This is a genomic window from Bradyrhizobium cajani (assembly GCF_009759665.1).
Classification (GTDB): Bacteria; Pseudomonadota; Alphaproteobacteria; order Rhizobiales; family Xanthobacteraceae; genus Bradyrhizobium; species Bradyrhizobium cajani.
Genome location: NZ_WQNE01000020.1, coordinates 1 through 21,760 on the forward strand (window position 1 = coordinate 1; position 21,760 = coordinate 21,760).

The 21,760-nt window shown below is 65.1% G+C and carries 26 protein-coding genes; 13 read left to right on the plus strand and 13 right to left on the minus strand.

Annotated elements, in window-relative coordinates; genetic code table 11:
- Window positions 1-161 precede the first annotated feature (161 nt).
- Window positions 162-533 (minus strand): response regulator, encoded by a 372-nt coding sequence (locus GPL20_RS22605; RefSeq protein WP_157331727.1) that lies wholly within the window; start codon window positions 531-533, stop codon window positions 162-164.
- Between the two features lie 228 nt (window positions 534-761).
- Between GPL20_RS22605 and GPL20_RS22610 the strand changes: the two genes are divergently transcribed.
- Window positions 762-1,412, plus strand: coding sequence for a protein-L-isoaspartate(D-aspartate) O-methyltransferase (locus GPL20_RS22610; RefSeq protein WP_157331729.1), 651 nt, complete (start codon window positions 762-764; stop codon window positions 1,410-1,412).
- Window positions 1,413-1,521: 109 nt separating this feature from the next.
- Window positions 1,522-2,898, plus strand: coding sequence for a LysM peptidoglycan-binding domain-containing M23 family metallopeptidase (locus GPL20_RS22615; protein ID WP_157331731.1), 1,377 nt, complete (start codon window positions 1,522-1,524; stop codon window positions 2,896-2,898).
- Between the two features lie 154 nt (window positions 2,899-3,052).
- On the opposite strand, the gene GPL20_RS22620 is transcribed toward GPL20_RS22615, so the two are convergent.
- Window positions 3,053-4,045, minus strand: coding sequence for an ATP-binding protein (locus tag GPL20_RS22620; protein WP_157331733.1), 993 nt, complete (start codon window positions 4,043-4,045; stop codon window positions 3,053-3,055).
- A 181-nt stretch (window positions 4,046-4,226) separates the two neighbouring features.
- Here GPL20_RS22620 and yajC point away from each other — a divergent pair, with 181 nt between their 5' ends.
- Genes yajC through GPL20_RS22650 form a run of 6 tightly spaced genes read left to right on the plus strand, consistent with a single transcriptional unit; the run spans window position 4,227 to window position 9,868 of the window.
- A complete protein-coding gene (gene yajC, locus GPL20_RS22625; RefSeq protein ID WP_157331735.1) occupies window positions 4,227-4,592 on the plus strand; it encodes a preprotein translocase subunit YajC in 366 nt (121 codons plus the stop codon).
- A 47-nt stretch (window positions 4,593-4,639) separates the two neighbouring features.
- Complete coding sequence (gene secD / locus GPL20_RS22630; protein ID WP_157331737.1) at window positions 4,640-6,244, plus strand: protein translocase subunit SecD; 1,605 nt, start codon at window positions 4,640-4,642, stop codon at window positions 6,242-6,244.
- Window positions 6,245-6,254: 10 nt separating this feature from the next.
- Window positions 6,255-7,274, plus strand: a complete 1,020-nt coding sequence (gene secF / locus GPL20_RS22635; RefSeq protein WP_212432551.1) for a protein translocase subunit SecF — start codon at window positions 6,255-6,257, stop codon at window positions 7,272-7,274.
- A 60-nt stretch (window positions 7,275-7,334) separates the two neighbouring features.
- Window positions 7,335-7,718, plus strand: a complete 384-nt coding sequence (locus GPL20_RS22640; protein ID WP_157331739.1) for an Mth938-like domain-containing protein — start codon at window positions 7,335-7,337, stop codon at window positions 7,716-7,718.
- Window positions 7,715-8,578 (plus strand): phytoene/squalene synthase family protein, encoded by an 864-nt coding sequence (locus GPL20_RS22645; RefSeq protein WP_157331741.1) that lies wholly within the window; start codon window positions 7,715-7,717, stop codon window positions 8,576-8,578. Before GPL20_RS22640 ends, GPL20_RS22645 begins: the two co-directional genes overlap by 4 nt.
- 45 nt (window positions 8,579-8,623) lie before the next feature.
- Complete coding sequence (locus tag GPL20_RS22650) at window positions 8,624-9,868, plus strand: threonine ammonia-lyase (protein WP_157331743.1); 1,245 nt, start codon at window positions 8,624-8,626, stop codon at window positions 9,866-9,868.
- Window positions 9,869-9,881: 13 nt separating this feature from the next.
- On the opposite strand, the gene GPL20_RS22655 is transcribed toward GPL20_RS22650, so the two are convergent.
- Complete coding sequence (locus GPL20_RS22655; RefSeq protein ID WP_157331745.1) at window positions 9,882-11,060, minus strand: aminotransferase class V-fold PLP-dependent enzyme; 1,179 nt, start codon at window positions 11,058-11,060, stop codon at window positions 9,882-9,884.
- Between the two features lie 147 nt (window positions 11,061-11,207).
- Here GPL20_RS22655 and GPL20_RS22660 point away from each other — a divergent pair, with 147 nt between their 5' ends.
- Window positions 11,208-11,681 (plus strand): VOC family protein, encoded by a 474-nt coding sequence (locus tag GPL20_RS22660; protein ID WP_157331746.1) that lies wholly within the window; start codon window positions 11,208-11,210, stop codon window positions 11,679-11,681.
- Between the two features lie 11 nt (window positions 11,682-11,692).
- On the opposite strand, the gene GPL20_RS22665 is transcribed toward GPL20_RS22660, so the two are convergent.
- From GPL20_RS22665 to GPL20_RS22680, 4 genes are all read right to left on the minus strand, one after another.
- Window positions 11,693-12,244, minus strand: a complete 552-nt coding sequence (locus tag GPL20_RS22665) for a CAP domain-containing protein (protein WP_167533155.1) — start codon at window positions 12,242-12,244, stop codon at window positions 11,693-11,695.
- A 97-nt stretch (window positions 12,245-12,341) separates the two neighbouring features.
- Complete coding sequence (locus GPL20_RS22670) at window positions 12,342-13,436, minus strand: serine/threonine protein kinase (RefSeq protein ID WP_157331751.1); 1,095 nt, start codon at window positions 13,434-13,436, stop codon at window positions 12,342-12,344.
- Between the two features lie 7 nt (window positions 13,437-13,443).
- Window positions 13,444-14,871: a methylenetetrahydrofolate--tRNA-(uracil(54)-C(5))-methyltransferase (FADH(2)-oxidizing) TrmFO gene (gene trmFO / locus GPL20_RS22675; protein ID WP_157331753.1), complete on the minus strand. Its 1,428-nt coding sequence runs from the start codon at window positions 14,869-14,871 to the stop codon at window positions 13,444-13,446.
- A gap of 126 nt (window positions 14,872-14,997) precedes the next feature.
- Complete coding sequence (locus GPL20_RS22680; protein ID WP_007590701.1) at window positions 14,998-15,150, minus strand: DUF1127 domain-containing protein; 153 nt, start codon at window positions 15,148-15,150, stop codon at window positions 14,998-15,000.
- A gap of 692 nt (window positions 15,151-15,842) precedes the next feature.
- Here GPL20_RS22680 and GPL20_RS22685 point away from each other — a divergent pair.
- On the plus strand, window positions 15,843-16,106 hold the full coding sequence (locus GPL20_RS22685; RefSeq protein ID WP_157331755.1) for a hypothetical protein: 264 nt from the start codon (window positions 15,843-15,845) through the stop codon (window positions 16,104-16,106).
- Between the two features lie 63 nt (window positions 16,107-16,169).
- On the opposite strand, the gene GPL20_RS22690 is transcribed toward GPL20_RS22685, so the two are convergent.
- Window positions 16,170-16,994, minus strand: coding sequence for a lytic murein transglycosylase (locus GPL20_RS22690; protein WP_157331757.1), 825 nt, complete (start codon window positions 16,992-16,994; stop codon window positions 16,170-16,172).
- A 130-nt stretch (window positions 16,995-17,124) separates the two neighbouring features.
- Complete coding sequence (locus GPL20_RS22695; RefSeq protein WP_167533156.1) at window positions 17,125-18,033, minus strand: DUF2189 domain-containing protein; 909 nt, start codon at window positions 18,031-18,033, stop codon at window positions 17,125-17,127.
- Window positions 18,034-18,365: 332 nt separating this feature from the next.
- On the opposite strand from GPL20_RS22695, the gene GPL20_RS22700 reads away from it, so the two are divergent.
- Complete coding sequence (locus GPL20_RS22700) at window positions 18,366-18,767, plus strand: DUF3597 domain-containing protein (protein ID WP_157331761.1); 402 nt, start codon at window positions 18,366-18,368, stop codon at window positions 18,765-18,767.
- Between the two features lie 51 nt (window positions 18,768-18,818).
- Here GPL20_RS22700 and GPL20_RS22705 read toward each other — a convergent pair whose 3' ends face one another.
- Complete coding sequence (locus tag GPL20_RS22705; RefSeq protein WP_157331763.1) at window positions 18,819-19,094, minus strand: GNAT family N-acetyltransferase; 276 nt, start codon at window positions 19,092-19,094, stop codon at window positions 18,819-18,821.
- A gap of 316 nt (window positions 19,095-19,410) precedes the next feature.
- Between GPL20_RS22705 and GPL20_RS22710 the strand changes: the two genes are divergently transcribed.
- Window positions 19,411-19,806, plus strand: a complete 396-nt coding sequence (locus tag GPL20_RS22710) for an SPW repeat domain-containing protein (RefSeq protein ID WP_157331765.1) — start codon at window positions 19,411-19,413, stop codon at window positions 19,804-19,806.
- A 50-nt stretch (window positions 19,807-19,856) separates the two neighbouring features.
- Here the strand turns inward: GPL20_RS22710 and GPL20_RS22715 are convergent, their stop codons facing one another.
- The 3 genes from GPL20_RS22715 to GPL20_RS22725 form a co-directional block, all read right to left on the minus strand.
- Entirely contained in the window at window positions 19,857-20,132 is a 276-nt protein-coding gene (locus tag GPL20_RS22715) for a GNAT family N-acetyltransferase (RefSeq protein ID WP_157331767.1), read from the minus strand.
- 11 nt (window positions 20,133-20,143) lie between these two features.
- Complete coding sequence (locus GPL20_RS22720; protein WP_157331769.1) at window positions 20,144-20,659, minus strand: DUF3828 domain-containing protein; 516 nt, start codon at window positions 20,657-20,659, stop codon at window positions 20,144-20,146.
- Between the two features lie 90 nt (window positions 20,660-20,749).
- Entirely contained in the window at window positions 20,750-21,109 is a 360-nt protein-coding gene (locus tag GPL20_RS22725) for a hypothetical protein (protein ID WP_157331771.1), read from the minus strand.
- A gap of 94 nt (window positions 21,110-21,203) precedes the next feature.
- Here GPL20_RS22725 and GPL20_RS22730 point away from each other — a divergent pair, with 94 nt between their 5' ends.
- Window positions 21,204-21,701: a hypothetical protein gene (locus GPL20_RS22730; protein ID WP_167533157.1), complete on the plus strand. Its 498-nt coding sequence runs from the start codon at window positions 21,204-21,206 to the stop codon at window positions 21,699-21,701.
- The last annotated feature ends 59 nt before the right edge of the window (window positions 21,702-21,760 follow it).

The following is a 21,760-nucleotide window of genomic DNA, read 5'->3' on the forward strand; positions in this document are numbered from 1 at the left end:
CTCTGCCGTTCAGGACCGAACGTCACATCCCAAACTCGATCGCAACGATGCGACGATACCTGAGCGTTGCGCTCATCAATCGCCTGCGACGATGTCCGTGCTGTACTGCTCTTATCCAAAGCCGCACCGTGCGAATGATTTTATGACACAGTAAGATTAGGCTAGCCGCTGCGAAGCGCGGCTTCGATGGTCTTGCCGAGCGCGTCGAGCTGGAACGGCTTCTGGATCGCCGGCCGATCGCGGTACTGCTCGGGTAGGCCGGAGGAGCCGTAGCCGGTGGCGAAGATGAACGGGCAGCCCTTCGCCTTGATGACATCGGCGACAGGCGAGATGACCTTGCCGTTGACGTTGACGTCGAGAATGGCGATGTCGAACTCGGTTGCCTGGGCGAGCCGCATGGCCTCGGTGATGTCGCCTGCCTCGGCTGCAACCTTGTAGCCGAGCTCTTCGAGCATGTCCGCGACCATCATCCTGATCATCACCTCGTCCTCGACGAGGAATACAGAGCGGCCGGAAAGCCCCGTCGCGGTCATAGTTGAGTCCTTGCCCATTCCCAAAAACGTTCGCAGATAACATGAATCGACGCAATGCGCGTTTCGGCGAACGGATGCCTGAAAATGGCCGTCGCGGCTCGCCTGTTGCAAGCCAATTTGTAGCCAACTACTCCATCCGAAGGGTATCATGGGTTCCTGAGCAGGAACAAGATTCCGCGATCGAGCTTAGCGACTTGAGCTCGACCCGACGAGACGACACAGGCAGCAATGACCTCCCACCAGCACCCGACCGAAAAGATGATGTTTCAGCTTACGCTGAGGCGGCGGGGCATCAGCGACCAGGCGGTGCTGCGGGCCATGGAAGAGGTGCCGCGCGAGCTGTTTGTCGACGAGGCCGATCGTGAAGGCGCCTATCGGGACAGCGCGCTGCCGATCGCCTGCGGGCAGACCATCAGCCAGCCCTTCGTCGTCGCGTACATGACGGAGCAGCTCCAGCTCCGGAAGCAGCACCGCGTGCTCGAGATCGGCGCCGGCTCCGGCTATCAGGCCGCCGTGCTGTCGCGGCTCGCCGGCCAGGTGCTGACGGTCGAGCGCTATCGCATGCTTGCGGACTCGGCGCGCGCCAGGCTCGAAAAGCTCGGCTGTCACAATGTCGAGGTGATGCTCGGCGACGGTCTCAACTTGCCTCCCAATATCGGCCCGTTCGATCGCATCATCGTCACCGCCGCGATGGAGCAGCTTCCGGAGAACCTGGTCGAACGGCTGGAGATCGGCGGCATCCTGATCGCGCCGGTCGGGCCGCACCAGGGCGTGCAGACCCTGATCCGGCTTACCCGGACCGAAGGTGGGATCGAGCGCAAGGAACTCGTCGAGGTCCGCTTCGTGCCGGCGCTGCCCGGCGTGGCGCGGGAGCTGTAGATTTCCGGATTGGCTGTGCTGCCAACATCTTATTGGGAGGGTTAAGCCGTTATTTACTCGGCGCGTGTTTACTTAAAAGACCAGTTCTGTTGCGTACGAGTGAGTAACCATGTCTGTCGTCGCCGAGTTGCTTTACTCGCGCCGCGTGCCGCAGGTCGCGGTGCTGGCGCTGATCTCCTTCAGCTTTGCGGGGTGCAGCGCCGACATGTCGTCGCGGCTGTCCCAGTCAAACTTCTCCAACCCCTTCGCCTCGGACTCCACCGGTTCGGTCCAGCAGGCACCGCCGCCGCAGCGTGAGCTGCCGCAATATGCGCGGCCGCAGACGCAGCCCGGCTACTATCAGTCCCAGCCCTTGCCTCCGCCGGCGGTGTCCGCACCGCAATCCGTTGCCTCGGGCGGCGGGGTGTCCGGTGGCGGGCGCGGCGTCGGCTCCTACGCACCCCCGGCGCAGCCGCATCTCGAGACCACGGCGACCGTGCCGCCGCGCTCGGTTGCTGCGGCCCAGCCGGCCGGCGGCACCAAGATCATCGTCGGCACCAGCGATACGCTCGACGTGCTCGCCAAGCGCTATCATGTCACGCCGCAGGCGATCCTCGCTGCCAACGGCTACAAAGGGCCGCGCACGCTGTCGCCCGGCCAGCAGTTGATCATCCCGCATCCGGCGACGGCCGCAGCGCCCGCGCCGGCGATGGCTCCCGTGGCGGCGGCGCCGGCAGCGAAGCCGGTTGCGGCTGTCGCTGCGCCGCCGAGCACGCACTTCGTCAACCGCGGCGACACGCTCGCCAGCATCGCGCGCAAGAACCATATCTCGGCGGCCGAGCTCGCCCGCGCCAACGGCCTCGATCCGTCGGCCAAGCTCAAGCTCGGCACCAAGCTGACCGTGCCCGGTGCCAAGACCGCAGCGGTCGCGGCACCGGTTGCTGCGGCTCCAGTCGCGGCCGCTCCGGTTGCCGGGACGCTGCAACCCGTTGCGGCCGCTCCGGCCCCGGCCACCAAGATGGCGGCCGCCGTGCCGGTGCAGAGCGCCCGGCTGGCCCAGGCAACGGCCAATGTCGAAGAAAAGCCCGCCGAGACGCCGGCGAAGGCCGCGGAGGCCACTGGCGCGCTGCCGACCTTCCGGTGGCCAGTGCGCGGCAAGGTGGTCACCAGCTACGGCGCCAAGACCAACGGCAAGTCCAATGACGGCATCAATCTCGCGGTGCCCGAGGGGACGCCGGTCAAGGCGGCGGAAGACGGCGTCGTCGCCTATTCCGGCAACGAGCTGAAAGGTTACGGCAATCTGGTCCTGGTTCGGCACTCCAACGGCTACGTCACCGCATATGCCCATGCGAGTGAGCTGTTGGTGAAGCGCGGCGATACCATCAAGCGCGGTCAGGTCATTGCCAAGTCGGGTCAATCCGGGGAGGTGGCGTCGCCGCAGCTCCACTTCGAGATCCGCAAGGGATCGAGCCCGGTTGACCCGCTTCAATTCCTGAACGGGGCGTGAGGCCGACGCAGCCTCCGCGCTGAAGCTGTCGTCGCCCGGCTTGACCGGGCGACCCGGTATTTCGAGACAATTGTTTTTCCGACGAAAGGCCGCAGCGTACTGGATTCCCCGCCTGCGCGGGGAATGACGGTTGTGAGTGTGGCGGCAGCTTCCGCTAGTTCACCGTCAGCTTCACCCCCAGCCGGCCCGCGAGCTCCTGCACGAACTGCCAGGCGACGCGGCCGGAGCGTGAACCGCGCGTGGTCGACCATTCCAGCGCCTCGCGCTCCAGCGCCTCGTCGTCGACCTTGATGCCGAAATGGCTGCAATAGCCGCGCACCATGGCGAGGTATTCGTCCTGGCTGCAACGGTGGAAGCCGAGCCAGAGACCGAAGCGATCCGACAGCGAGACCTTCTCCTCGACCGCTTCGCCGGGATTGATCGCGGTCGAGCGCTCGTTCTCGATCATCTCGCGCGCCAGCAGATGGCGGCGATTGGAGGTCGCGTAGAGGATGACGTTCTCGGGCCGGCCCTCGATGCCGCCTTCCAGCACCGCCTTGAGCGATTTGTACGAGGCATCGTTGCCGTCGAAGGAGAGGTCGTCGCAGAACACGATGAAGCGGAAGGATGAGGCGCGCAGCTGCTCCATCAGCTCGGGCAGGCTCTCGATGTCCTCGCGGTGGATCTCGATCAGCTTCAGCCTGTCGGCGGCCTTGCGGTCCGCATTGATGCTGGCGTGTGCGGCCTTCACCAGCGAGGACTTGCCCATGCCGCGCGCGCCCCAGAGCAGGGCGTTGTTGGCGGGCAGGCCGCCTGCGAAGCGCTCGGTGTTCTCCATCAGGATGTCGCGCATCCGGTCGACGCCTTTCAGCAGGAACAGCTCGACGCGGCTGACCCGCTGCACCGCCGAGAGGCGGCCGTCCGGATGCCAGACATAGGCATCCGCCCGTTCGAACGACTCGGGTTCGGCTGCCGGCCCGCCCTGGGCGGAGAGGTGCGCCGCAATAGTCTCCAGCGCGCGGACGATGCGCTCCTGGGAAAGGTCTGGGGATGCCTGAGAGACGTCCTTGGGGGCCGCCGTGGGGCGTTTTGCCGCGACGCGGGCGGGCTTGCGGGCAGGGGTACGGGGGCCTTTGCCGGCCGGGCTTTTGCTTGGTTTTTTGGGCATGTCCGAAGTTCCTGAGAACGCAGCCTTATCGGGCCTGACGGCGCGCCGCAAGGTGGCCAAAAGAGCGGTCTGGCAGCGTTGCAATTGGGACGGTGGCCGCTATAGTCCGCGCGAATTTGACCGAACCGGTCGCCTTTGAGGGGCTGACCGGCTTCCCCCGTTTCTCACGAGGATCGTCCGAATGCTGATTACCCCTGCGTATGCCCAGGCTGCGGGCGCTGGCGACACCAACAGCATGTTGATGTCGCTGCTGCCGTTCGCCCTGATCTTCGTGATTATGTACTTCCTGATTCTGCGTCCGCAGCAGAAGAAGGTCCGCGACCACGCCGATCTCGTGAAGAACATCCGCCGCGGCGACACCGTCGTGACCTCGGGCGGCCTCGTCGGCAAGGTCACCAAGGTCGTCGATGACGACCAGATCGAGTTCGAGATTTCCGACGGCGTGCGCGTGCGGCAGATGCGCCAGATGATCTCCGGCGTGCGCGCCAAGGGTGAGCCGGCCAAGGAAAGCAAGGAAGCCGCCAAGGACGACACCGCGGCGAAGTGAGCGCTTCCGCGAGTCTCTCAAGTCTCCTGATCTGACAGGTCCAGTCGATGTTGTATTTCACGCGGTGGAGGGCGCTCGGGATCATCCTGACGGCGCTGATCGTGTGCCTCTGCGCGGTCCCGAACTTCTTCCCCGAGGCGCAGGTCAAGACCTGGCCCGCCTGGGCGCAGCGCCGGCTCGTGCTCGGCCTCGACCTCCAGGGCGGCTCCTATCTGCTGCTCGAGGTCGATGCGAACTATGTGAAGAAGGAACGGCTGGACCAGATCCGCGACGACGTTCGGCGGACGCTGCGCGATGCCAAGATCGGCTTCACCGGCGGCGTCACCGTCCGCAACGACGCGGCCGAGGTTCGCATCACCAAGGAATCCGACGTGCAGCCTGCGCTCGCCAAGCTGCGCGAGCTGTCCCAGCCGCTGGGCGGTCTGATGGGATCCAGCGGTCAGCGCGACCTCGAGGTGGCCGATGCCGGCGGCGGGGTGATCCGCCTGAGCATCCCGCAGGCCGCGATGCTCGATCGCATGCGCAAGACCATCGAGCAGTCGATCCAGATCGTCGAACGCCGCGTCAACGAGCTCGGCACCGTCGAGCCCGTCATCCAGCGCCAGGGCAACGACCGAATCCTGGTGCAGGTCCCCGGACTTCAGGACCCGACCCGGCTGAAGGAATTGCTGGGCAAGACCGCGAAGATGGAATTCCGCATGGTCGACACGTCCGTGCCGCCGGATCAGGCGCAGCAGGGGCGGTTGCCGCCGGAATCCGAGCTGCTGATGAGCGCGTCGCCGCCACCGGTCCCCTATGTGGTCAAGAAGCAGGTGCTGGTCGCCGGCGGTGACCTGACCGACGCCCAGGCGAGCTTCGACCAGCGTACGGGCGAGCCGGTCGTCAGCTTCAAGTTCAATACGTCGGGTGCGCGCAAGTTCTCGCAGGCCACCACCGAGAATGTCGGGCTGCCCTTCGCGATCGTGCTCGACAACAAGGTGATCTCGGCGCCGGTGATCCGCGAGCCCATCACCGGCGGGCAGGGCCAGATCTCCGGCAATTTCACCGTGCAATCGGCCAACGACCTCGCGATCCTGCTGCGGGCCGGCGCGTTGCCGGCGCCGCTCACGGTGGTCGAGGAGCGCACCGTCGGTCCGGGCCTCGGCCAGGATTCGATCGAGAAGGGTGAGCTTGCGGCCTATGTCGGCTCGATCCTGGTCGTCGTGTTCATGCTGCTGACGTATCGCCTGTTCGGCGTGTTCGCCAACATCGCGGTGACGATCAACGTCGCGATGATCTTCGGCCTGCTGTCGCTGCTCAACGCCACGCTGACGCTGCCCGGCATCGCCGGCATCGTGCTCACCGTCGGTATCGCGGTCGACTCCAACGTGCTGATCTACGAGCGCATCCGCGAGGAGCTGCGCGGCGGGCGCAATGCGATTTCGGCGATCGATGCCGGCTTCAAGCGGGCGCTGGCGACCATTCTCGACTCCAACATCACCACCTTCATTGCCGCCGCGGTGCTGTTCTACATCGGCACCGGCCCGGTGCGCGGCTTCGCCGTGACGCTCGGCATCGGCATCATCACCACGGTGTTCACCGCCTTCACCCTGACGCGGCTGATCGTCGCCTGGTGGGTGCGGTGGAAGCGGCCGCAGAGCGTGCCGATCTAGGAGCCTGATCGTGACTCACACCGTTCTCATCGGGCTTGGCATCCTCATTGCCATTCTCACCGTGGTCGCTGCGCTCGGCCTGTTGCCGTCGCTGCGCATCGTCCCGGACAACACCCATTTCGACTTCACGCGCTTCCGCCGCATCAGCTTCCCGATCTCGGCGGCGCTGTCGATCGTCGCGATCACGCTGTTCTTCACCCACGGCCTGAACCTCGGTATCGACTTCAAGGGCGGCACGCTGCTGGAGGTGAAGGCGAAGTCCGGCACCGCCGACATCGCGGCGATGCGCACCACGCTCGACGCTTTGGGTCTCGGCGAAGTCCAGTTGCAGCAGTTCGGCGGCCCCGAGAACGTCCTGATCCGTGTTGCGGAACAGCCCGGTGGCGACGCCGCACAGCAGGCAGCCCTGCAGAAGCTTCGTGGCGCGCTCGGCGATAGCGTCGATATTCAGCGCACCGAGGTGCTCGGTCCGCGCGTTGCCGGTGAGCTCTTGGCCTACGGCATGGTCGGCCTGATGCTCGCGATCGTCTCGATCCTGATCTATCTCTGGTTCCGCTTCGAATGGCAGTTCGCGCTGGGCGCCATGATCGCCAACGTGCACGACATCGTGCTGACCATCGGCTTCATGTCGATCAGCCAGGTCGATTTCGACCTGACCAGCATCGCCGCGCTGCTGACCATTCTGGGCTATTCGCTCAACGACACCGTCGTCATCTACGACCGTATTCGCGAAATGCTGCGGCGCTACAAGAAGATGCCGATGCCGCAGCTGCTCAACGAGTCCATCAACTCGACGCTGTCGCGCTCGATCATCACCCACTTCACGGTGACACTGGCCTTGCTCGCGCTGCTGTTGTTCGGCGGTCACGCCATCCACAGCTTCACCGCGGTGATGATGTTTGGCGTGGTGCTGGTCGGCACCTACACCTCGATCTTCATCGCGGCGCCGATCCTGATCTATCTCGGCGTCGGCGAGCATCGCGAGGATGCGCCCGATACGGCTACGCCGGCGAAGAAAAACAAGGCATGATCCGAACCGCATACCCTCGCACGAGTTTGCGGGGGTAGTAGGCCAATTCGGGCGAAGCGCATGACCGGCGATCCCAACGCACCGCATTTCCCGCGCTCGGCGCCGATCGATGCCTATGGCAAGGGCGGCTTCGCCTTTGCCGGCATGTCACATCGGGGATCGCTCCTGTGCCTGCCCGATGCGATCTGGGCCTGGGACGTGACCGACCCCACCAGGATCGACCGCTATTCGCTGGATCGGGTGTTCACGGCCGCCAACAGCATCGACACGCTTCTGATCGGCACCGGAACCGGGTCGTGGCTGCCGCCGCCGGAGCTGCGCCAGGCGCTGAAGGCGGTGAGGGTGGTGCTGGACACGATGCAGACCGGCCCCGCCGTGCGCACCTATAACATCATGATCGGCGAGCGGCGGCGCGTCGCCGCCGCGCTGATCGCCGTACCATGAGCAGCGCTGCGCCGCCGCCCGACTCGGCTGCCTTCTGCGCCGAGCTCGTGCGCAACCATGACTTTCCGCGCTACGTCGCCACGCTGTTCGTGCCCGCCGCCGAGCGCCGCGCGCTGCTGGCGCTCTATGCCTTCAATGTCGAGATCGTCCGCGTCCGCGACCAGGTGAGCCAGCCCTTGCCCGGCGAGATCCGCTTTCAATGGTGGACGGACATGCTGGCGGGTCATGTCCATGGCAGCGCCGAGGGCAACCCCGTAGCGGCCGAGCTGCTCCGCGCGATCCGCGACTTCGACCTGCCGGTCGAACCGCTGTCGCTGCTCGCCGACGAGCACCAGTTCGATCTCTACAACGATCCGATGCCGACCATGGCGGCGCTGGAAGGCTATCTGGCCGCGACCTCATCGGCGATGTTCATGCTCGCAGCCCGGATCATGGCGCCGCCGTCAGACGCAATCGAGCATCTGGCACGGCATGCGGGGCTGGCCCAGGGCATCGTGCAGGTGATCGCGAACCTCCCGCGCGACTCGGCGCATCGGCAGCTATTCCTCCCCCAGCAGCTCCTGGCCAGCCATGGCTGCCGCATGGAGGATGTGTTCGCCGGCAAGCAGACGCCCAATCTGCACGTGGTGCTGGAACAGCTTGCGGGCGAGGCCCGGCAACATTTGACGACGGCCTCGTCGCTGCTGGCGCAGGTGCCCGCGTCGGTGCGGTTCGCATTTCTGCCGCTGAGCCAGGTGCGGGCAGACCTCACGCGCCTGTCGCGTCCAGGACGCAATCCGTTTGCGCCGCATCCGTCGTCGCGACTGCGCACGCTATGGACGATGTGGCGGGCCTCGCGTTCCCGTGAATTTACCAAATAGAAGTTGGCTTATCGCCTCAGCCTGCCAAATGCTCTATGCTGTCCTATGGCTGACCTGTCCCAAAGCATGTCCTGCGATCTCAGCGGCCTTCCGGTCGCACCCGGCGACATTCATGCTGCCGCCGAGACCATCCGGGGTGCGGTTGTCGAGACGCCCTGCAGCTATAGCCGCACGCTGAGCAATATCTGCGGCTGCGACATCTGGCTGAAATTCGAGAACCTCCAGTTCACCTCCTCGTTCAAGGAGCGCGGCGCGCTCAATCGCCTCACGGCATTGACGCCGGAGGAGCGGGCGCGCGGCGTCATCGCGATGTCGGCGGGCAACCACGCACAGGGCGTCGCCTATCACGCCAGCAGACTCAACATTCCCGCCACCATCGTCATGCCGGTCGGCACGCCGATGGTGAAGGTCGAGAACACGAAACACCATGGCGCGGAAGTGGTGGTCACGGGCGCGACGTTGGAGGAGGCGGCCGCTTTCGCGCGGAGCCACGGTGAGGCTCGCGGCATGATCTTCGTCCACCCTTACGACGATCCATTGGTGATCGCGGGGCAGGGCACCGTCGGGCTGGAGATGCTGAAGGCGGTACCGGAACTCGACACACTGGTTGTCCCGATCGGCGGTGGCGGGCTGATCAGCGGCACCGCAATTGCGGCGAAATCGATCAAGCCTTCGCTGCGGGTATTGGGCGTCGAGGCCTGGCTCTATCCCTCGATGTACAACGCCATCCACGACGGCAACCTGCCGGCGCGCGGCGATACGCTGGCCGAGGGCATCGCGGTGAAATTGCCGGGCAAGCTCACCACCGAGATCGTTCGCCGCCTCGTCGACGACATCGCACTGGTGAACGAAGCCGAGCTCGAGCGCGCGGTTGCCGCCCTGATCTCGATCGAGAAGACGGTCGTCGAGGGTGCAGGTGCCGCCGGCCTCGCCGCGCTGATGTCCGATCCGTCCCGCTTTGCCGGCCAGAAGGTCGGCCTGGTGCTGAGCGGCGGTAACATCGATACCAGGCTGATCGCCTCGGTCCTGACGCGCGAGCTTGCGCGCGAAGGACGGTTGACCCAGCTCTCGCTCGATATCCCTGACAGGCCCGGGCAATTGGCTGCGGTGGCTGCGCTGCTCGCCGAGGCCGGCGCGAACATCATCGAGGTCTCGCACCAGCGGACCTTCTCCGACCTGCCGGCCAAGGCCACGCTGCTCCAGCTGGTGATCGAGACCCGCGACAGTGCCCATCTCGACGAGGTGATGGCAAGGCTCAGTGCGTCCGGATTGAGCGCGCGCTGCACGTAAGGGACGCGTGCCGCTATCGCGGCGCCAAGTCCATCAGGTGCCCGATCAGTCGATCGATCTCGGCTTCCGTGTTGTAGTAGTGCGGGGAGGCGCGCACGACCGGCGGCAGAGCGCGCATCTCGGCGTCGATGCGGGTGCTGGACGGGTCCGAAGCGCCAATCGTGATGCAGGCGGCGGCGGCGCTGCTGACAATGGCGTCCGCTTCATGCCCCGCCACCGTGAAGCTGACGATGGCGCCCGGCGCGCGTCCGAGGTCGCGAATGGTGACGCCGGGAATGGCGGCGAGGCCGCTGCGAAGGCGGCTCGCAAGCAGGCGGCAGCGCTGCTCGATAGGACCCATTCCGATATCGAGTGCATAATCGACGGCGGCTCCCAACCCGAGCCGGGCCGTGTAATTGTTCTCCCAGGTCTCAAAGCGGCGCGCATCGTCGCGAAGCCGATACTCGTTGCGCGAGACCCAGGGCGCGGCGAAATGGTCGATCATCGGCGGCTCGAGCCGTTGCAGCAGCGCCCGGCGGACATAGAGAAAGCCGGTGCCGCGCGGGCCGCGCAGGAATTTGCGTCCCGTGGCAGACAGCATGTCGCAGCCGATCGCTTCGACGTCGACCGCCATCTGGCCAACCGCCTGACAGGCGTCGAGCAGATAGGGAATGCCCTGCGCCCGCGCGATCTTGCCGATCGCCGCCGCGGGATTGACCAGCCCGCCATTGGTCGGAACCCAGGTGATCGCGATGAGTTTCACGCGCTCGTCGATCATGCGTTCGAGCGCGTGGACGTCGAGCTTGCCGCTGGCATCGCTCGGCACGACGTCGATGACCGCGCCTGTACGTTTGGCGACTTGAAGGAACGCGACATAGTTGGCGGCATATTCCGCCTCGGCGGTCAGGATGCGATCGCCCTTGCGAAATTCCAGCGCGTAGAAGGCCATCTGCCAGGCGACGGTTGCGTTCTCCACGAGGGCGATCTCATCCGGCGCGGCATTCAGCAGGCGCGCCACCGAGCCGTAGACGGCTTCCAGCCGGTCGGCCTCCCGGTCAGCCGCGGCATAACCGCCGATCTCGCTCTCCAGATCGATATGCTGCTTCATCGCCGCGACTACAGAGGTCGGCATGAGAGCCGCGCCGGCGTTGTGAAGATACGCGAGCCGGGACGCAGCCGGCGTGTCGGCGCGGATACGGTCGAGATCAATCAAGTGAGAGCCTCTGCCATTGGGTTCCGGAGTTAGACACAATGACGCACGCGAGCAAGACGGGCAAACGGAAGGTGCGGCTGGAGCATGCTGGTCCGGATGCCTATGCTGTTAGAGAGCGTGACGTGCAGTGAATTGAAAGGACCCGCGATGGCGAAGAACACGATTTGCCTCTGGTACGACAAGGACGCCGAGGCGGCTGCCCGCTTCTACGCTGAGACGTTCCCTGACAGCGCGGTCAGCGCCATCCACCGCGCGCCCAGCGACTATCCGTCCGGCAAGGCCGGTGATGTGCTGACCGTGGAATTCACGGTCGCTGGCGTCGCTTGCCTCGGCCTCAACGGCGGTCCCATGTTCAAGCACAACGAGGCCTTCTCGTTCCAGATCGCGACCGACAGTCAGGAGGAGACCGACCGCTACTGGAACGCCATCGTCGGCAATGGCGGGCAGGAGAGCGCCTGCGGCTGGTGCAAGGACCGATGGGGGGTCTCCTGGCAGATCACGCCGCGTGTATTGACTGAGGCGCTGGCGGGCGGTGGCACTGAGGCCAAGCGCGCCTTCGACGCGATGATGGAGATGACGAAGATCGATGTCGCCGCGATCGAGGCGGCGCGCCGCGGCTGAATTGTCCCGCCTCAGATGCAGAGGCTGAGCAGCTTGATGTGGCAGCCGCTGGACTTCGGCTTGCTGGCGGGCGCGGCCTCGCGCTTCACGGCAACCAGCGGCTCCTTGTCCTTCCTTTTCTTGCCCTTCGGCTCGTAGTCGCCGGCGATCACCATCGCCCAATAAGTGCGCTTGCCGCTGGTATTCCTGGCGCTCGCGATGCCGACGCGCGAGGCGTTGTGCAGCAGCAGGTTCTTGCGATGCCCGGACGAGTCGATCCACTGTCCCAGCGTCTTTTCGAAATTGTCGTAACCGTAGGCGATGTTCTCGGCAGCGCGGCCCGCGCCGGCCGGCGCAACGCGCCGATTGAACGGGCCGAGCGCGTCGTGGCTGAGATCATCCTTGGCCGCCATCGCGCGGGCCTGGTCCATGGCGATGCGGTCGAGGGTCGCATCGCGGACGACGCGGACTTCGCCGTGCTTGAGGCGGAAGCTGGAGATCAGCTCGGCCGGAGATTCGGCCATCGCGGGCGCAGTGGCCAGCAGCAGAAGGCCGGCGATGAGGCCGCCAACCGCACGATGCATCATCGTCCCCCGAATGCCCATGACCCCGCCAAGCCTGCCTTAGTTCGACCGCTTCTCTATCGCCAATGTGGAGGCTTCAAGGCACTGAGCAGGCTTGTCAGCCCGTCGGCAGGTCAGCCTCGAAGTTGAAGCGGTCGCGCAGGTTCTTGCGCTGCTCCAGGATGTCCTTGAGGAAGGCGCGGTCCTGGTCGTTCTTCATCATCGGCTCGATCAGGTCGAGCTGGTTCATGGCGACCAGTTGCAGGATCTCGGTGCGCGGCTTGCCGCTGCCATCGCGCGGCAGGGCGTGCACGACCTGGATGTGTTCCGGCGGCTTCGGGCCCTTTGCGGCACTGAGCTCGTTCCGCAACTGGCCCTCAAGCCTGGCCTGATCCGCTTCGACGAAGGCATAGAGCCCGACGCCGGAGCGGCGGTCGGCAAAGGCGACGATGGCAGTGTCGCGCACGGCCGGATTCTTGCGGATCAATTCCGCCAGTACCGGCGCGTCGTTGACGAGCCGGCGCCCGCCGCCCTCGCGGTCGGTGAAGTTGAACAGTCCGCGGGTAATGGCCCGATAGACCTTCTTGCCGGTGGCGAGCCACAGGCTCGCGGCGAACGACTTCTTCGCCAGGATCTTGCGCTCGCGCGGCGTCAGCGCTTCCGGCGCGTAGGAGCGCTTGTGCTTGAGCAGATGCCGGAGGTCTTCATAGGCCAGGATGCGGTACAGCCGGCCGTGCCGCTCAAAGCAGGCGGCGAGCTGAAAGTCGGTCACATAGGCGCGGCCGTCGCGGCCGACCAGCCAGTTCTGCTCCTTGGCGAGATCGTTGTGGCAGATGCCGGCGCGGCGAAGCCGGCGCAGCGCGGCCTTGGCCGACCGGAAATAGGCGAGATCGCCGTGCGGTTTGGCCAGATGCAGCGCGACGCCGTCGACGAAGCCGCGCACCAGCGCGCGGCGTCCGGCCCACAGCAGCTCCGGTCCGACGTTGAGGCCCTTGGCACGCGCCAGCGCGCGCTTCTCGCGGGCGAACAGATGGCGCGCCAGCAGGAACGACCACCACGGCACCTCGTCGAGCCGGCGCAGCACCGCGTCGACCTCGCCGTTGTTGCCGCGGAAGCGGCCGCGCTCGACGGTCGAGAACACGTCGCGCTTGAGCAGCACGCCCTCGGTCCAGCGCGCCGAGAGCTCCGCGGCGTCGTCTTTGGGGAGGCTCATCGAAAACTCACGCTGCCGCGGCAATGCGCAGGTGATCGGCGATCCAGCGATCGAGATCGGCGAGTGCGCGCGCGCTCATCGCCTGCTTCTTGGCCACCGTCTTCTCGTTGCCGCGCAGCCTCGTGCCGTCCGGTTTCTTCGTCGGCACGGCCGCGAGCGGCGGGAACAGGCCGAAATTGATGTTCATCGGCTGGAACGAGCGCGTGCCCGGCTCGATGGTCTCGATATGGCCGCCGGTGATGTGGCCGAGCAGCGATCCCAGTGCCGATGTGCCCGGCGGGCTCGCAAGCGTCTCGCCGCGTGCATTGGCTGCGGCGTAGAGACCGGCGATCAAGCCGACGCTTGCTGATTCCACATAGCCCTCGCAGCCTGTCATCTGGCCGGCAAAGCGCAGGCGCGGCTGCGCGCGCAGGCGCAACTGACCATCGAGCAGCTTTGGCGAGTTGAGGAAGGTGTTGCGGTGCAAGCCGCCGAGGCGGGCGAATTCCGCTTTCTCCAGCCCGGGAATGGTGCGGAAGATGCGCTGCTGCTCGCCATACTTCAACTTCGTCTGGAAGCCGACGATGTTGTAGAGCGTGCCGAGCTTGTTGTCCTGGCGGAGCTGCACGATCGCATAGGGCTTTGTGGTCGGATCATTCGGATTGGTGAGGCCGACCGGCTTCATCGGACCATGGCGCAGCGTTTCGGGGCCGCGCTCCGCCATCACCTCGATCGGCAGACAGCCGTCGAAATAGGGCGTGTTGGTCTCCCACTCCTTGAATTCGGTCTTCTCGCCGGCGATCAGCGCGGCGACGAAGCCGTCATACTGCTCCTTGGTCATCGGGCAGTTGATGTAATCGGCGCCGTTGCCGCCGGGGCCGACCTTGTCGTAGCGCGACTGGAACCAGGCCACCGACATGTCGACGGATTCGCGGTGCACGATCGGCGCAATCGCGTCGAAGAAGGCGAGCGCGTTCTCGTCGGTCAGGCCGCGGATGGCGTCGGCCAGCGGCGCGGAGGTGAGGGGGCCGGTCGCAACGATGACGTTGCTCCAGTCGGCCGGTGGCAGGCCTGCGACCTCGTCGCGGGCGATCTCGATGAGGGGATGCTCGTTGAGCGCCTTGGTGACCGCTGCCGAGAAGCCGTCGCGATCGACCGCGAGCGCGCCACCGGCGGGCACCTGGTTGGCGTCGGCCGCTCGCATGATCAGTGAACCGAGGCGGCGCATCTCCGCATGGAGCAGGCCGACGGCATTGTTGGCCGCATCGTCCGAGCGGAACGAGTTCGAGCAGACGAGCTCGGCCAGGCCGTCGGTGCGATGCGCCTCGGTCATGCGGGTCGGCCGCATCTCATGCAGCACCACGGGCACGCCGGTTTTGGCCACCTGCCAGGCGGCTTCGGAGCCGGCGAGGCCGGCGCCGATCACGTGCACGATGTTGGATTGGGGTCCTGTCATGGGGCGGACAGGTAGCGCTTTTCGGCCGTCAGTGGAATCGCCGAGATCGAGTTTTCTGCCTCCGAAAACGACAACGCCCGCACGAGGCGGGCGCTATCGGTTCGTCCGGTGAAGGGCTGAGCGAAATCAGCCCTGATACTGACCGGCGGCAACGCGCGGGATGTCCGAGCGATCGAGGCCGATATCGGCCAGTTCGCGGTCGCTGAGCTGGGACAGCTCGGCAACATTGCGCTGATAGTCCCGGAAGGCCTGGATCATGCGGATGAGCGAGAGCAGCATTGGTAGTCTCCTGTAGTTCGATTCAGCCCTTGCCCGGGCCTCATCGTTGAAATGAATATAGGTGAGAGTGGTGCAGTGCGAAAGTTCCGATGTTGCGATGCAGCTAAGCGAAGAACGCATGGCGTCGGTAACGGACGATTAACCCGGGCGCGCTCCCGCCCAAGCACGGGGCGGGATATGAAGTTGTGTACTACAAATGCCCGTGAATTCACGGGCTTACTGTGAGGAACGCAGTTTCGTGCCTTGCGACAAATATGGTTCGTTTCCCTCGCTCGCCAGCGGTCCGATAGCTTCTAGACCCAAGTCACGCATGCGTGAGCCGCATGTGTCGACGGCTGTAATAATGAATATTTGTTCAGTCTAAAGCCGGGCAATCCATAGGCGATTCGTCCGTCGCGCGAGAAGCTGGGCCGACCACGGCAAGTCTGAACGGGTCTGAACAGGGGCCCGCAACCGTCTGGGCGGTCGCAATCGCCTCTTGGTGCAGTGCACACACGCCAGGCGTGTGGCATTCATTACACGGGTGTAATGAAAATCAGAAATTTCGCATGCGGCTCTGCGTCTCGCGCAACATCACGCAATTCTCGCGGGGAATTTATTGCGGCAAGTTGCCGCGGCCGGAGGAAAGTCATGTCGCAGAGTCCGGCAATGTTGCCGGTTCTGTCCAAGGACAAGAGAAGGAAGGTAACATCATGACGAAGTTACTCGGGGTTATCGCAATTGCTGCCGTTGGGTTCGCCGTCGCGCCTGCGCAGGCCGCCAAGCACGCCGTCGGCGGCTGCAGCTCGGCCAATCTGGAGAAGACGGAGACCGCGATCGAGAACATGGCCGACGGTGACAGCAAGTTCGTCGCGCAGAAGGAGATCGCGGCTGCGCAGGACTCGCTGCTCAACGGAAAAATGGGTGTGTGCGGCGCGCATCTGAACAAGGCGATGCAGGCCACCATCGGCAAGTAGAGGCTGGAAGAACCAGGGCCGGTCGCCGGGCGATCGGCCCTGTGCGTCTTGTCGAGGACTATCCTAAGGAGCGCGCGCGAGCTGGGTCGCGAAATAGGCCACGGTCTTGGAATAGACCTCGCTCTTGTTCCACTGCTGGAGCACTGCGAAATTCGGACCGCCCGGCTGCCAATCCTTGCCGCGCTGCCAGCCATAGCCGGCGAGATAATTGGCGGTGGAGGCGAGCACGTCGGGCGCGTTGTGCAAGAGATCGCGCTTGCCGTTGCCGTCGAAGTCGACGGCGTATTTCATCCAGGACGACGGCATGAACTGGGTCTGGCCGAGCTCGCCGGCCCAGGCGCCCTTCATGTCGCCGGGCGCAAGATCGCCGCGCTGGACGATGCGCAGCGCATCCATCAGCTCGGCGCGAAACTGCTCGGAGCGCCGGCAGTCATAGGCCAGCGTCGCCAGCGAGCGGATGGTCGCGAACTTGCCGGTGTTGACGCCGAAATCGGTCTCGAGACCCCAGATCGCGACCAGGACCTCGCCGGGGACGCCGTACGCCTGCTCGATGCGCGACAGCACCGAGCCGTATTGTTTCATCATGTTGGAGCCGCGCTGCATGCGCGGCGGCACCATGCGGCCGGAAAACTCCTCGAAGGTCTGGCCGAAGACCTTTTGCGAACGGTCGCGGTTGAGCACGCTCTGATCGAGCGTCACGCCGGCAAGTCCTGCGGCAATGGCCTGCTGCGAGATGCCTTTGGCGGCGGCGTCGGTCTTGAAGTCCGCAAGCCATGCGTCGAAATTGCCGGAGCCGCAGGCAACAGCGGCAACGGCTGGTTCGGCGGAGAGGATTGACGCGGAGAGGGCGAGGGCTGCGAGAGCGAGACGAGAAATCGTCGGGGTCATCAGATGAAATGGATTCCGTGAAGTGATCTGACCGGCGGGCGCAATCTCGGTTGTAACCGCGGCCAAAGCAAGGCGTTTGACAGTGCGCGATCCTGCCCCGGCCGGGGCAGGATCGGATGTCACGATATCGTCAGGCGTCCGTCCTGTTTCGCCAGGGGAAGAGGTTTGCGGGGAAGTCGGCGGCCGGCTTGCGCGGACGATGCGGCGGAGGCGGCACGGGCCGCGCGTCGGGATCGGACACGATCGCCTTGCGATAGAGATGCCAGGTGGCATGGCCGAGCAGGGGGATCACCACGGCGAGGCCGAGGAACGCCGGGATCGTGCCCAGCGCCAGCAGCACCGCCACGATTAGGCCCCAGGCCGCCATCGGCACGGGGTTCTTGGCGACGACGCGCAGCGAGGTGACCATCGCCTCGAAGGCACCGGCATGACGGTCCAGCATCAGCGGGAACGACACGGCACTGATGCAGAGCGCGGCGAGCGCGAACAGGAAGCCGGTACCGCAGCCGACCACGATCAGCCACCAGCCTTGCTGGGTCGTCAGCACGCGCGTCACGAAGTCCGAGATTCCGGTCACGCCCTCATAGCCGAAGGCCGCGACATAGATCGCCTGCGCGGTCGCTACCCAGGTGACGAACAGGGCGAGCAGCAGGGTGCCGAGGCCGAGCATGGCGCCGAACGAGGGCGAGCGCAGCACCTCCATGGCATCCCAGGCGCTGGCCTCCTCATGGCGTTCGCGGCGGCTGCTGAGCTCGTAGAGACCGAGCGCCGCGAAGGGGCCGATCAGGGCGAAGCCCGCGGCCAGCGGAAACAGCAGCGGCAGCACCGAATAGCCCATCACCACGCGGGCGAGCACGAGGCCCAGCACCGGATAGATCACGCAAAGGATGATGGCGTGGCTCGGAACGGCCTTGAAATCCTCCCAGCCGCGCTTCAGCGCATCGTGGAGGTCGGACAGCTGGATGGTTCGGATCACCGGTCCAGCCGCTTCCGCAGGCTGGGCCATCGTGGGGACATTGCCCGGGTAGAGTGTGGCCATGGTCGCTAGCTCCCTTGCCATGCGGCCGCATCCGGCGCCGGCAACGGCGCAAGCGGCCGCTTTTCTTGGATGATCGCGATTCCGACCAGACGCGAATTCCGGATGGCATCGCGAGCTGAACCGGAAGCGTACTCCCAATTCCGAGTCCTGTCGCTCACGCCTGGGTGAGATTCGATGCCGCGATGCAACCTCAACCATGTCATTCGGTCGTCATTTCGCCGCAGATAAGCTGATGCTGTGTTGGTTCGCAGAACATCGCGGGCGCAATGCAGGAACTTGGTCTATAAGTGCCACTCAAGGCCCTTCCAACGGGTCCTTTTCGGGGAGCAGACATGAGCATTTTCGGGAAAATCATGGGCGCGATCTTCGGCAGCCATCCGGCTTCCGCCGCGCCCGCAGGCGGCGCACCGTCGAGCGGCGCGCCCGCAGGGGCCGCACCGGGCGGATCGGCGCCTGCTGCCGCGCCCGCATCGACAGTGGATGTCGCCGCAATCGTCGACAAGGCGGCGGCGGCCCACAAGGGCGAGAAGCTCGAGTGGCGCACCTCGATCGTCGACCTCATGAAGGCGCTCGACATCGACTCCAGCCTTGCCGCGCGCAAGGATCTCGCCAAGGAGCTCGGTTACAGCGGCGACATGAACGACTCGGCCAGCATGAACGTCTGGCTGCACAAGCAGGTGATGTCCAAGCTCGCCGCCAATGGCGGCAAGCTGCCGCCGGAGATCAAGCACTGACCGACCGCGGTGGTGCCGCAAGGGCCCGCGACCTCGCGGGCCCTTTTGCGTTCAGGCGACCAGATCCGCATCCTCCGGATGCTTGTCGAGATAGTCGACGACGAAGCCGCAGCCGGCGATTACCTTTCGGCCGGCGCGGCGGATCAATTCCAGCGCGCCTTTGACCAGTTCGGACGCAATGCCGCGGCCGCGGAGCGCGCGCGGCGTCTCGGTGTGGGTGATGATCACCGCCGAAGGCGTCAGCCGGTAATTGGCGAAGGCGATTTCGCTGCCGACGTCGAGCTCGAAGCGGCTCCTGTCCCTGTTGTCACGTACCGATGCCGCCATGCCAGATCCTTCCGAAGTGCCGATTGTTCGGTGATTTAGGAGCCTGATCCCACCCTTGCCAAGGTGAGTCCAAGGCAGATCGCTGCAGAGGAGATCTGCAGCGTGCGCGCCCGTGGCCGCAGTGCGGTATGGGAAGTCCTTCTCCTCAGCCAATACGAGGCAGCCCAAATAATCCCCGACGTTGCTCTTGCAAGTTCCATAGCGGCTCCCACGTCCTTCAGAGGACATACGCCCGAGTGCGGCCGGCAGGGTCGCTAGACATTCGGAGTGTCATGAAGCCAGCCGCAGACGTATGCCTCTCTTGCAGGAGGGTACGATGTCGGACTTTGGTTTCTTGAAGACTCATCGCACATGGGAAGACTGGTGCGGGATGCTGCTCGGTGCGCTGATCGTGGCTTCGCCGTGGTTTCCCATCCAGGATCAGGCACTCAGCGGAAACCAGACGGTGATCCTGAATACGGTCGCAGTCGGTCTGGTCGTGTTTGGTATCAGCCAGCTCGAATATGTCGCCTTGCAGCGCTGGCAGGAGGTGACGACGATCCTGGTCGGACTGTGGCTCATCGCCTCGCCTTACGTCCTCGGCTATTCCAGTGACGGTTTTCTCCGCATCTACCACACGAGCCTCGGCGCGGTGGTGGTGCTGCTCGGCGTGCTCCAGCTGTGGCAGGACTGGGATCTGAATGACCAGGACATGCTCAAGCACGGACAATAGGCCGTAGGTATCGGCAGGCCCGCCAGCCACGGCAGTGTGGGTCTGTACCCCTATCTCGTCACGAGGTCTGCATAGTCCGGGTGCTTCTCGATCCATGCCTTCACGAACGGGCATTGCGGGATCAGCTTCAATCCGTCAGCGCGGACCTGGTCGAGCGCGCCTTGCACCAGCTTCGAGCCGACACCTTTGCCACCGAGCTCCTTCGGCACGTCCGTATGCTCGAAGGTGATCACGTTGCCGTCGAGCTTGTAATGTTCGCTCGCAACATGACCCTCCACCGCGAGTTCATAGCGGTGATGGGCCTTGTTGTTGATGACGCCGCTCATGTCGCCTCCGGTCAGCTCTTCAGCGAGTCCGTCAACATCTTGCGGATCGACCAGGCTTCGCCGTCGGACGAGCCCTCGATGTCGTCGATCCTCCAGCTGCCAGCCTCGCGCACGAAGTCGTAACGAACGGTCTGGTCGGAGGGTTTCCGATCATTGCGGTGGCCGGTGATGGTCACCGCGACCGTCGCCTTGTCGGCCTCCATCTTCTCAACGTCAACCTTGAACGATTTCACGTCCGGTTCCTGCGAATTGGTGACGGGATCGAAATCGACCGGCCCGACGTCGCCCTTCGGCGTATGTGCATCCGCTTTGGCCCATAGCGCGACCAGCGCCTTGGAGAGGTATTTTGCTTTTGCCGCCTTGTTCTCGATGACGAAGGCGGCACCGCCATCGCCTTTGCCCTTGGCCGCGCGTGTGTAGATGGCGGAGAGGATCGCGACGGGATCGCTGGGGGCAGGCATTACGGCGAATGCCGGGGAGGCGGTGGCAAGCAGAGAGGCGGCGACAAAGGTCCGACGGGTGAGCATGGAATGTCCCTGAGATGATGGCGCGCGACCGCAGGCCGGAGCGGCTGGCATCAGCGCGTATCTCTGTAGACCGATGGAGTGCGGTTCGGTTCAATCGGTCGCTTTGGCGAGCCTGGAATCCTCGGGCTGCGGCTGCGGGCGGAGGCAGCCCTGGCAGATGACGAGGGAGCGGTTGACCTTGGCGTCCTGCTCGGCCTCGATGCCGTCCTGCGCCCGCCACCATTCCTTCGAATAGGGCTGAAGCCCGGCTTGCGATCTGTTGCGCTCGGATCGGGCCACGGTCCGCGCAGGCTCTGAGGCAGACCGCGGCTGATTGGGATCCTCACCGGCGCCGTCCCAGGCATAGCGCGCGGGCTTGAAGGCGGGATCGGAGGCGAGGTGGGCCTGTGGGGCCACGGCACATCCGGCGAGCGCCAGCGACAACAGGAGGAGGGCGGGCGCTTTGACCATGATGCGGCACTCTGTACGCGAGAACTGCGTGAGGTTGCGCCGATCATGTTTAAGATTTCCTGAACGGTTGCGGCTGCGTCGGCGACAAACGCGCATGCGCTATCTGATCCTGCTGCTCGCTCTGTTCGCCACCACCGCACGCGCCGGCGATGCGAAGCCATTCAATCCCTCCGATTATCCGCCCGGTGTGCAGACGGCGCTGCGTTACGCCAATGAGGAATGCGAGAGCCAGGATGGAGGCCCCGTGACCTTCGCCACGGATACGGTGCGCAAGGTCGACCTGACCGGCGACGGCCGCGACGACTACATCGTCGATTTCCGCGACACCAAATGCGGGGAGCGCGAGTCGACCTATTGCGGAACCGGCGGCTGCGTCATGAACATCCTGGTGACGCTGCCGGATGGCAGCGTGCGCCCCGTGTTCGACGGCTATGTCCACGGCTACAAGATCATGGCGCCGCCGACGAAGCGCGGAGCCGCGCGCACCATCCGTTTCGATCTGCATGGCAGCTATTGCGGCGGCTTCGGTGCGCAGGCCTGCTTCAAGCAGAAGGCGATCACGGCGACGCCGTTCGCGTTCAAGCAGCCGTAGGGCAGGTGCGCGGCCGCTGCCCTTGCAGGGGCGTCGGCGATGGCGATAAATGGGCCGCA

What these genes read in the sequence shown, in the direction of transcription:
- secD (WP_157331737.1), top strand. Translation starts at nt 4,640, where the DNA reads ATGTTGTATTTCACGCGGTGGAGGGCGCTCGGGATCATCCTGACGGCG.
- GPL20_RS22660 (WP_157331746.1), top strand. Translation starts at nt 11,208, where the DNA reads ATGGCGAAGAACACGATTTGCCTCTGGTACGACAAGGACGCCGAGGCG.
- GPL20_RS22670 (WP_157331751.1), bottom strand. Translation starts at nt 13,436, where the DNA reads ATGAGCCTCCCCAAAGACGACGCCGCGGAGCTCTCGGCGCGCTGGACC.
- GPL20_RS22695 (WP_167533156.1), bottom strand. Translation starts at nt 18,033, where the DNA reads ATGGCCACACTCTACCCGGGCAATGTCCCCACGATGGCCCAGCCTGCG.
- GPL20_RS22645 (WP_157331741.1), top strand. Translation starts at nt 7,715, where the DNA reads ATGAGCAGCGCTGCGCCGCCGCCCGACTCGGCTGCCTTCTGCGCCGAG.
- GPL20_RS22620 (WP_157331733.1), bottom strand. Translation starts at nt 4,045, where the DNA reads ATGCCCAAAAAACCAAGCAAAAGCCCGGCCGGCAAAGGCCCCCGTACC.
- GPL20_RS22650 (WP_157331743.1), top strand. Translation starts at nt 8,624, where the DNA reads ATGGCTGACCTGTCCCAAAGCATGTCCTGCGATCTCAGCGGCCTTCCG.
- GPL20_RS22720 (WP_157331769.1), bottom strand. Translation starts at nt 20,659, where the DNA reads ATGCTCACCCGTCGGACCTTTGTCGCCGCCTCTCTGCTTGCCACCGCC.
- trmFO (WP_157331753.1), bottom strand. Translation starts at nt 14,871, where the DNA reads ATGACAGGACCCCAATCCAACATCGTGCACGTGATCGGCGCCGGCCTC.
- GPL20_RS22685 (WP_157331755.1), top strand. Translation starts at nt 15,843, where the DNA reads ATGACGAAGTTACTCGGGGTTATCGCAATTGCTGCCGTTGGGTTCGCC.
- GPL20_RS22700 (WP_157331761.1), top strand. Translation starts at nt 18,366, where the DNA reads ATGAGCATTTTCGGGAAAATCATGGGCGCGATCTTCGGCAGCCATCCG.
- GPL20_RS22710 (WP_157331765.1), top strand. Translation starts at nt 19,411, where the DNA reads ATGTCGGACTTTGGTTTCTTGAAGACTCATCGCACATGGGAAGACTGG.
- GPL20_RS22605 (WP_157331727.1), bottom strand. Translation starts at nt 533, where the DNA reads ATGACCGCGACGGGGCTTTCCGGCCGCTCTGTATTCCTCGTCGAGGAC.
- GPL20_RS22610 (WP_157331729.1), top strand. Translation starts at nt 762, where the DNA reads ATGACCTCCCACCAGCACCCGACCGAAAAGATGATGTTTCAGCTTACG.
- GPL20_RS22615 (WP_157331731.1), top strand. Translation starts at nt 1,522, where the DNA reads ATGTCTGTCGTCGCCGAGTTGCTTTACTCGCGCCGCGTGCCGCAGGTC.
- GPL20_RS22715 (WP_157331767.1), bottom strand. Translation starts at nt 20,132, where the DNA reads ATGAGCGGCGTCATCAACAACAAGGCCCATCACCGCTATGAACTCGCG.
- GPL20_RS22680 (WP_007590701.1), bottom strand. Translation starts at nt 15,150, where the DNA reads ATGCTGCTCTCGCTCATCCGCATGATCCAGGCCTTCCGGGACTATCAG.
- GPL20_RS22640 (WP_157331739.1), top strand. Translation starts at nt 7,335, where the DNA reads ATGACCGGCGATCCCAACGCACCGCATTTCCCGCGCTCGGCGCCGATC.
- yajC (WP_157331735.1), top strand. Translation starts at nt 4,227, where the DNA reads ATGCTGATTACCCCTGCGTATGCCCAGGCTGCGGGCGCTGGCGACACC.
- GPL20_RS22690 (WP_157331757.1), bottom strand. Translation starts at nt 16,994, where the DNA reads ATGACCCCGACGATTTCTCGTCTCGCTCTCGCAGCCCTCGCCCTCTCC.
- GPL20_RS22665 (WP_167533155.1), bottom strand. Translation starts at nt 12,244, where the DNA reads ATGCATCGTGCGGTTGGCGGCCTCATCGCCGGCCTTCTGCTGCTGGCC.
- GPL20_RS22725 (WP_157331771.1), bottom strand. Translation starts at nt 21,109, where the DNA reads ATGGTCAAAGCGCCCGCCCTCCTCCTGTTGTCGCTGGCGCTCGCCGGA.
- GPL20_RS22730 (WP_167533157.1), top strand. Translation starts at nt 21,204, where the DNA reads ATGCGCTATCTGATCCTGCTGCTCGCTCTGTTCGCCACCACCGCACGC.
- GPL20_RS22705 (WP_157331763.1), bottom strand. Translation starts at nt 19,094, where the DNA reads ATGGCGGCATCGGTACGTGACAACAGGGACAGGAGCCGCTTCGAGCTC.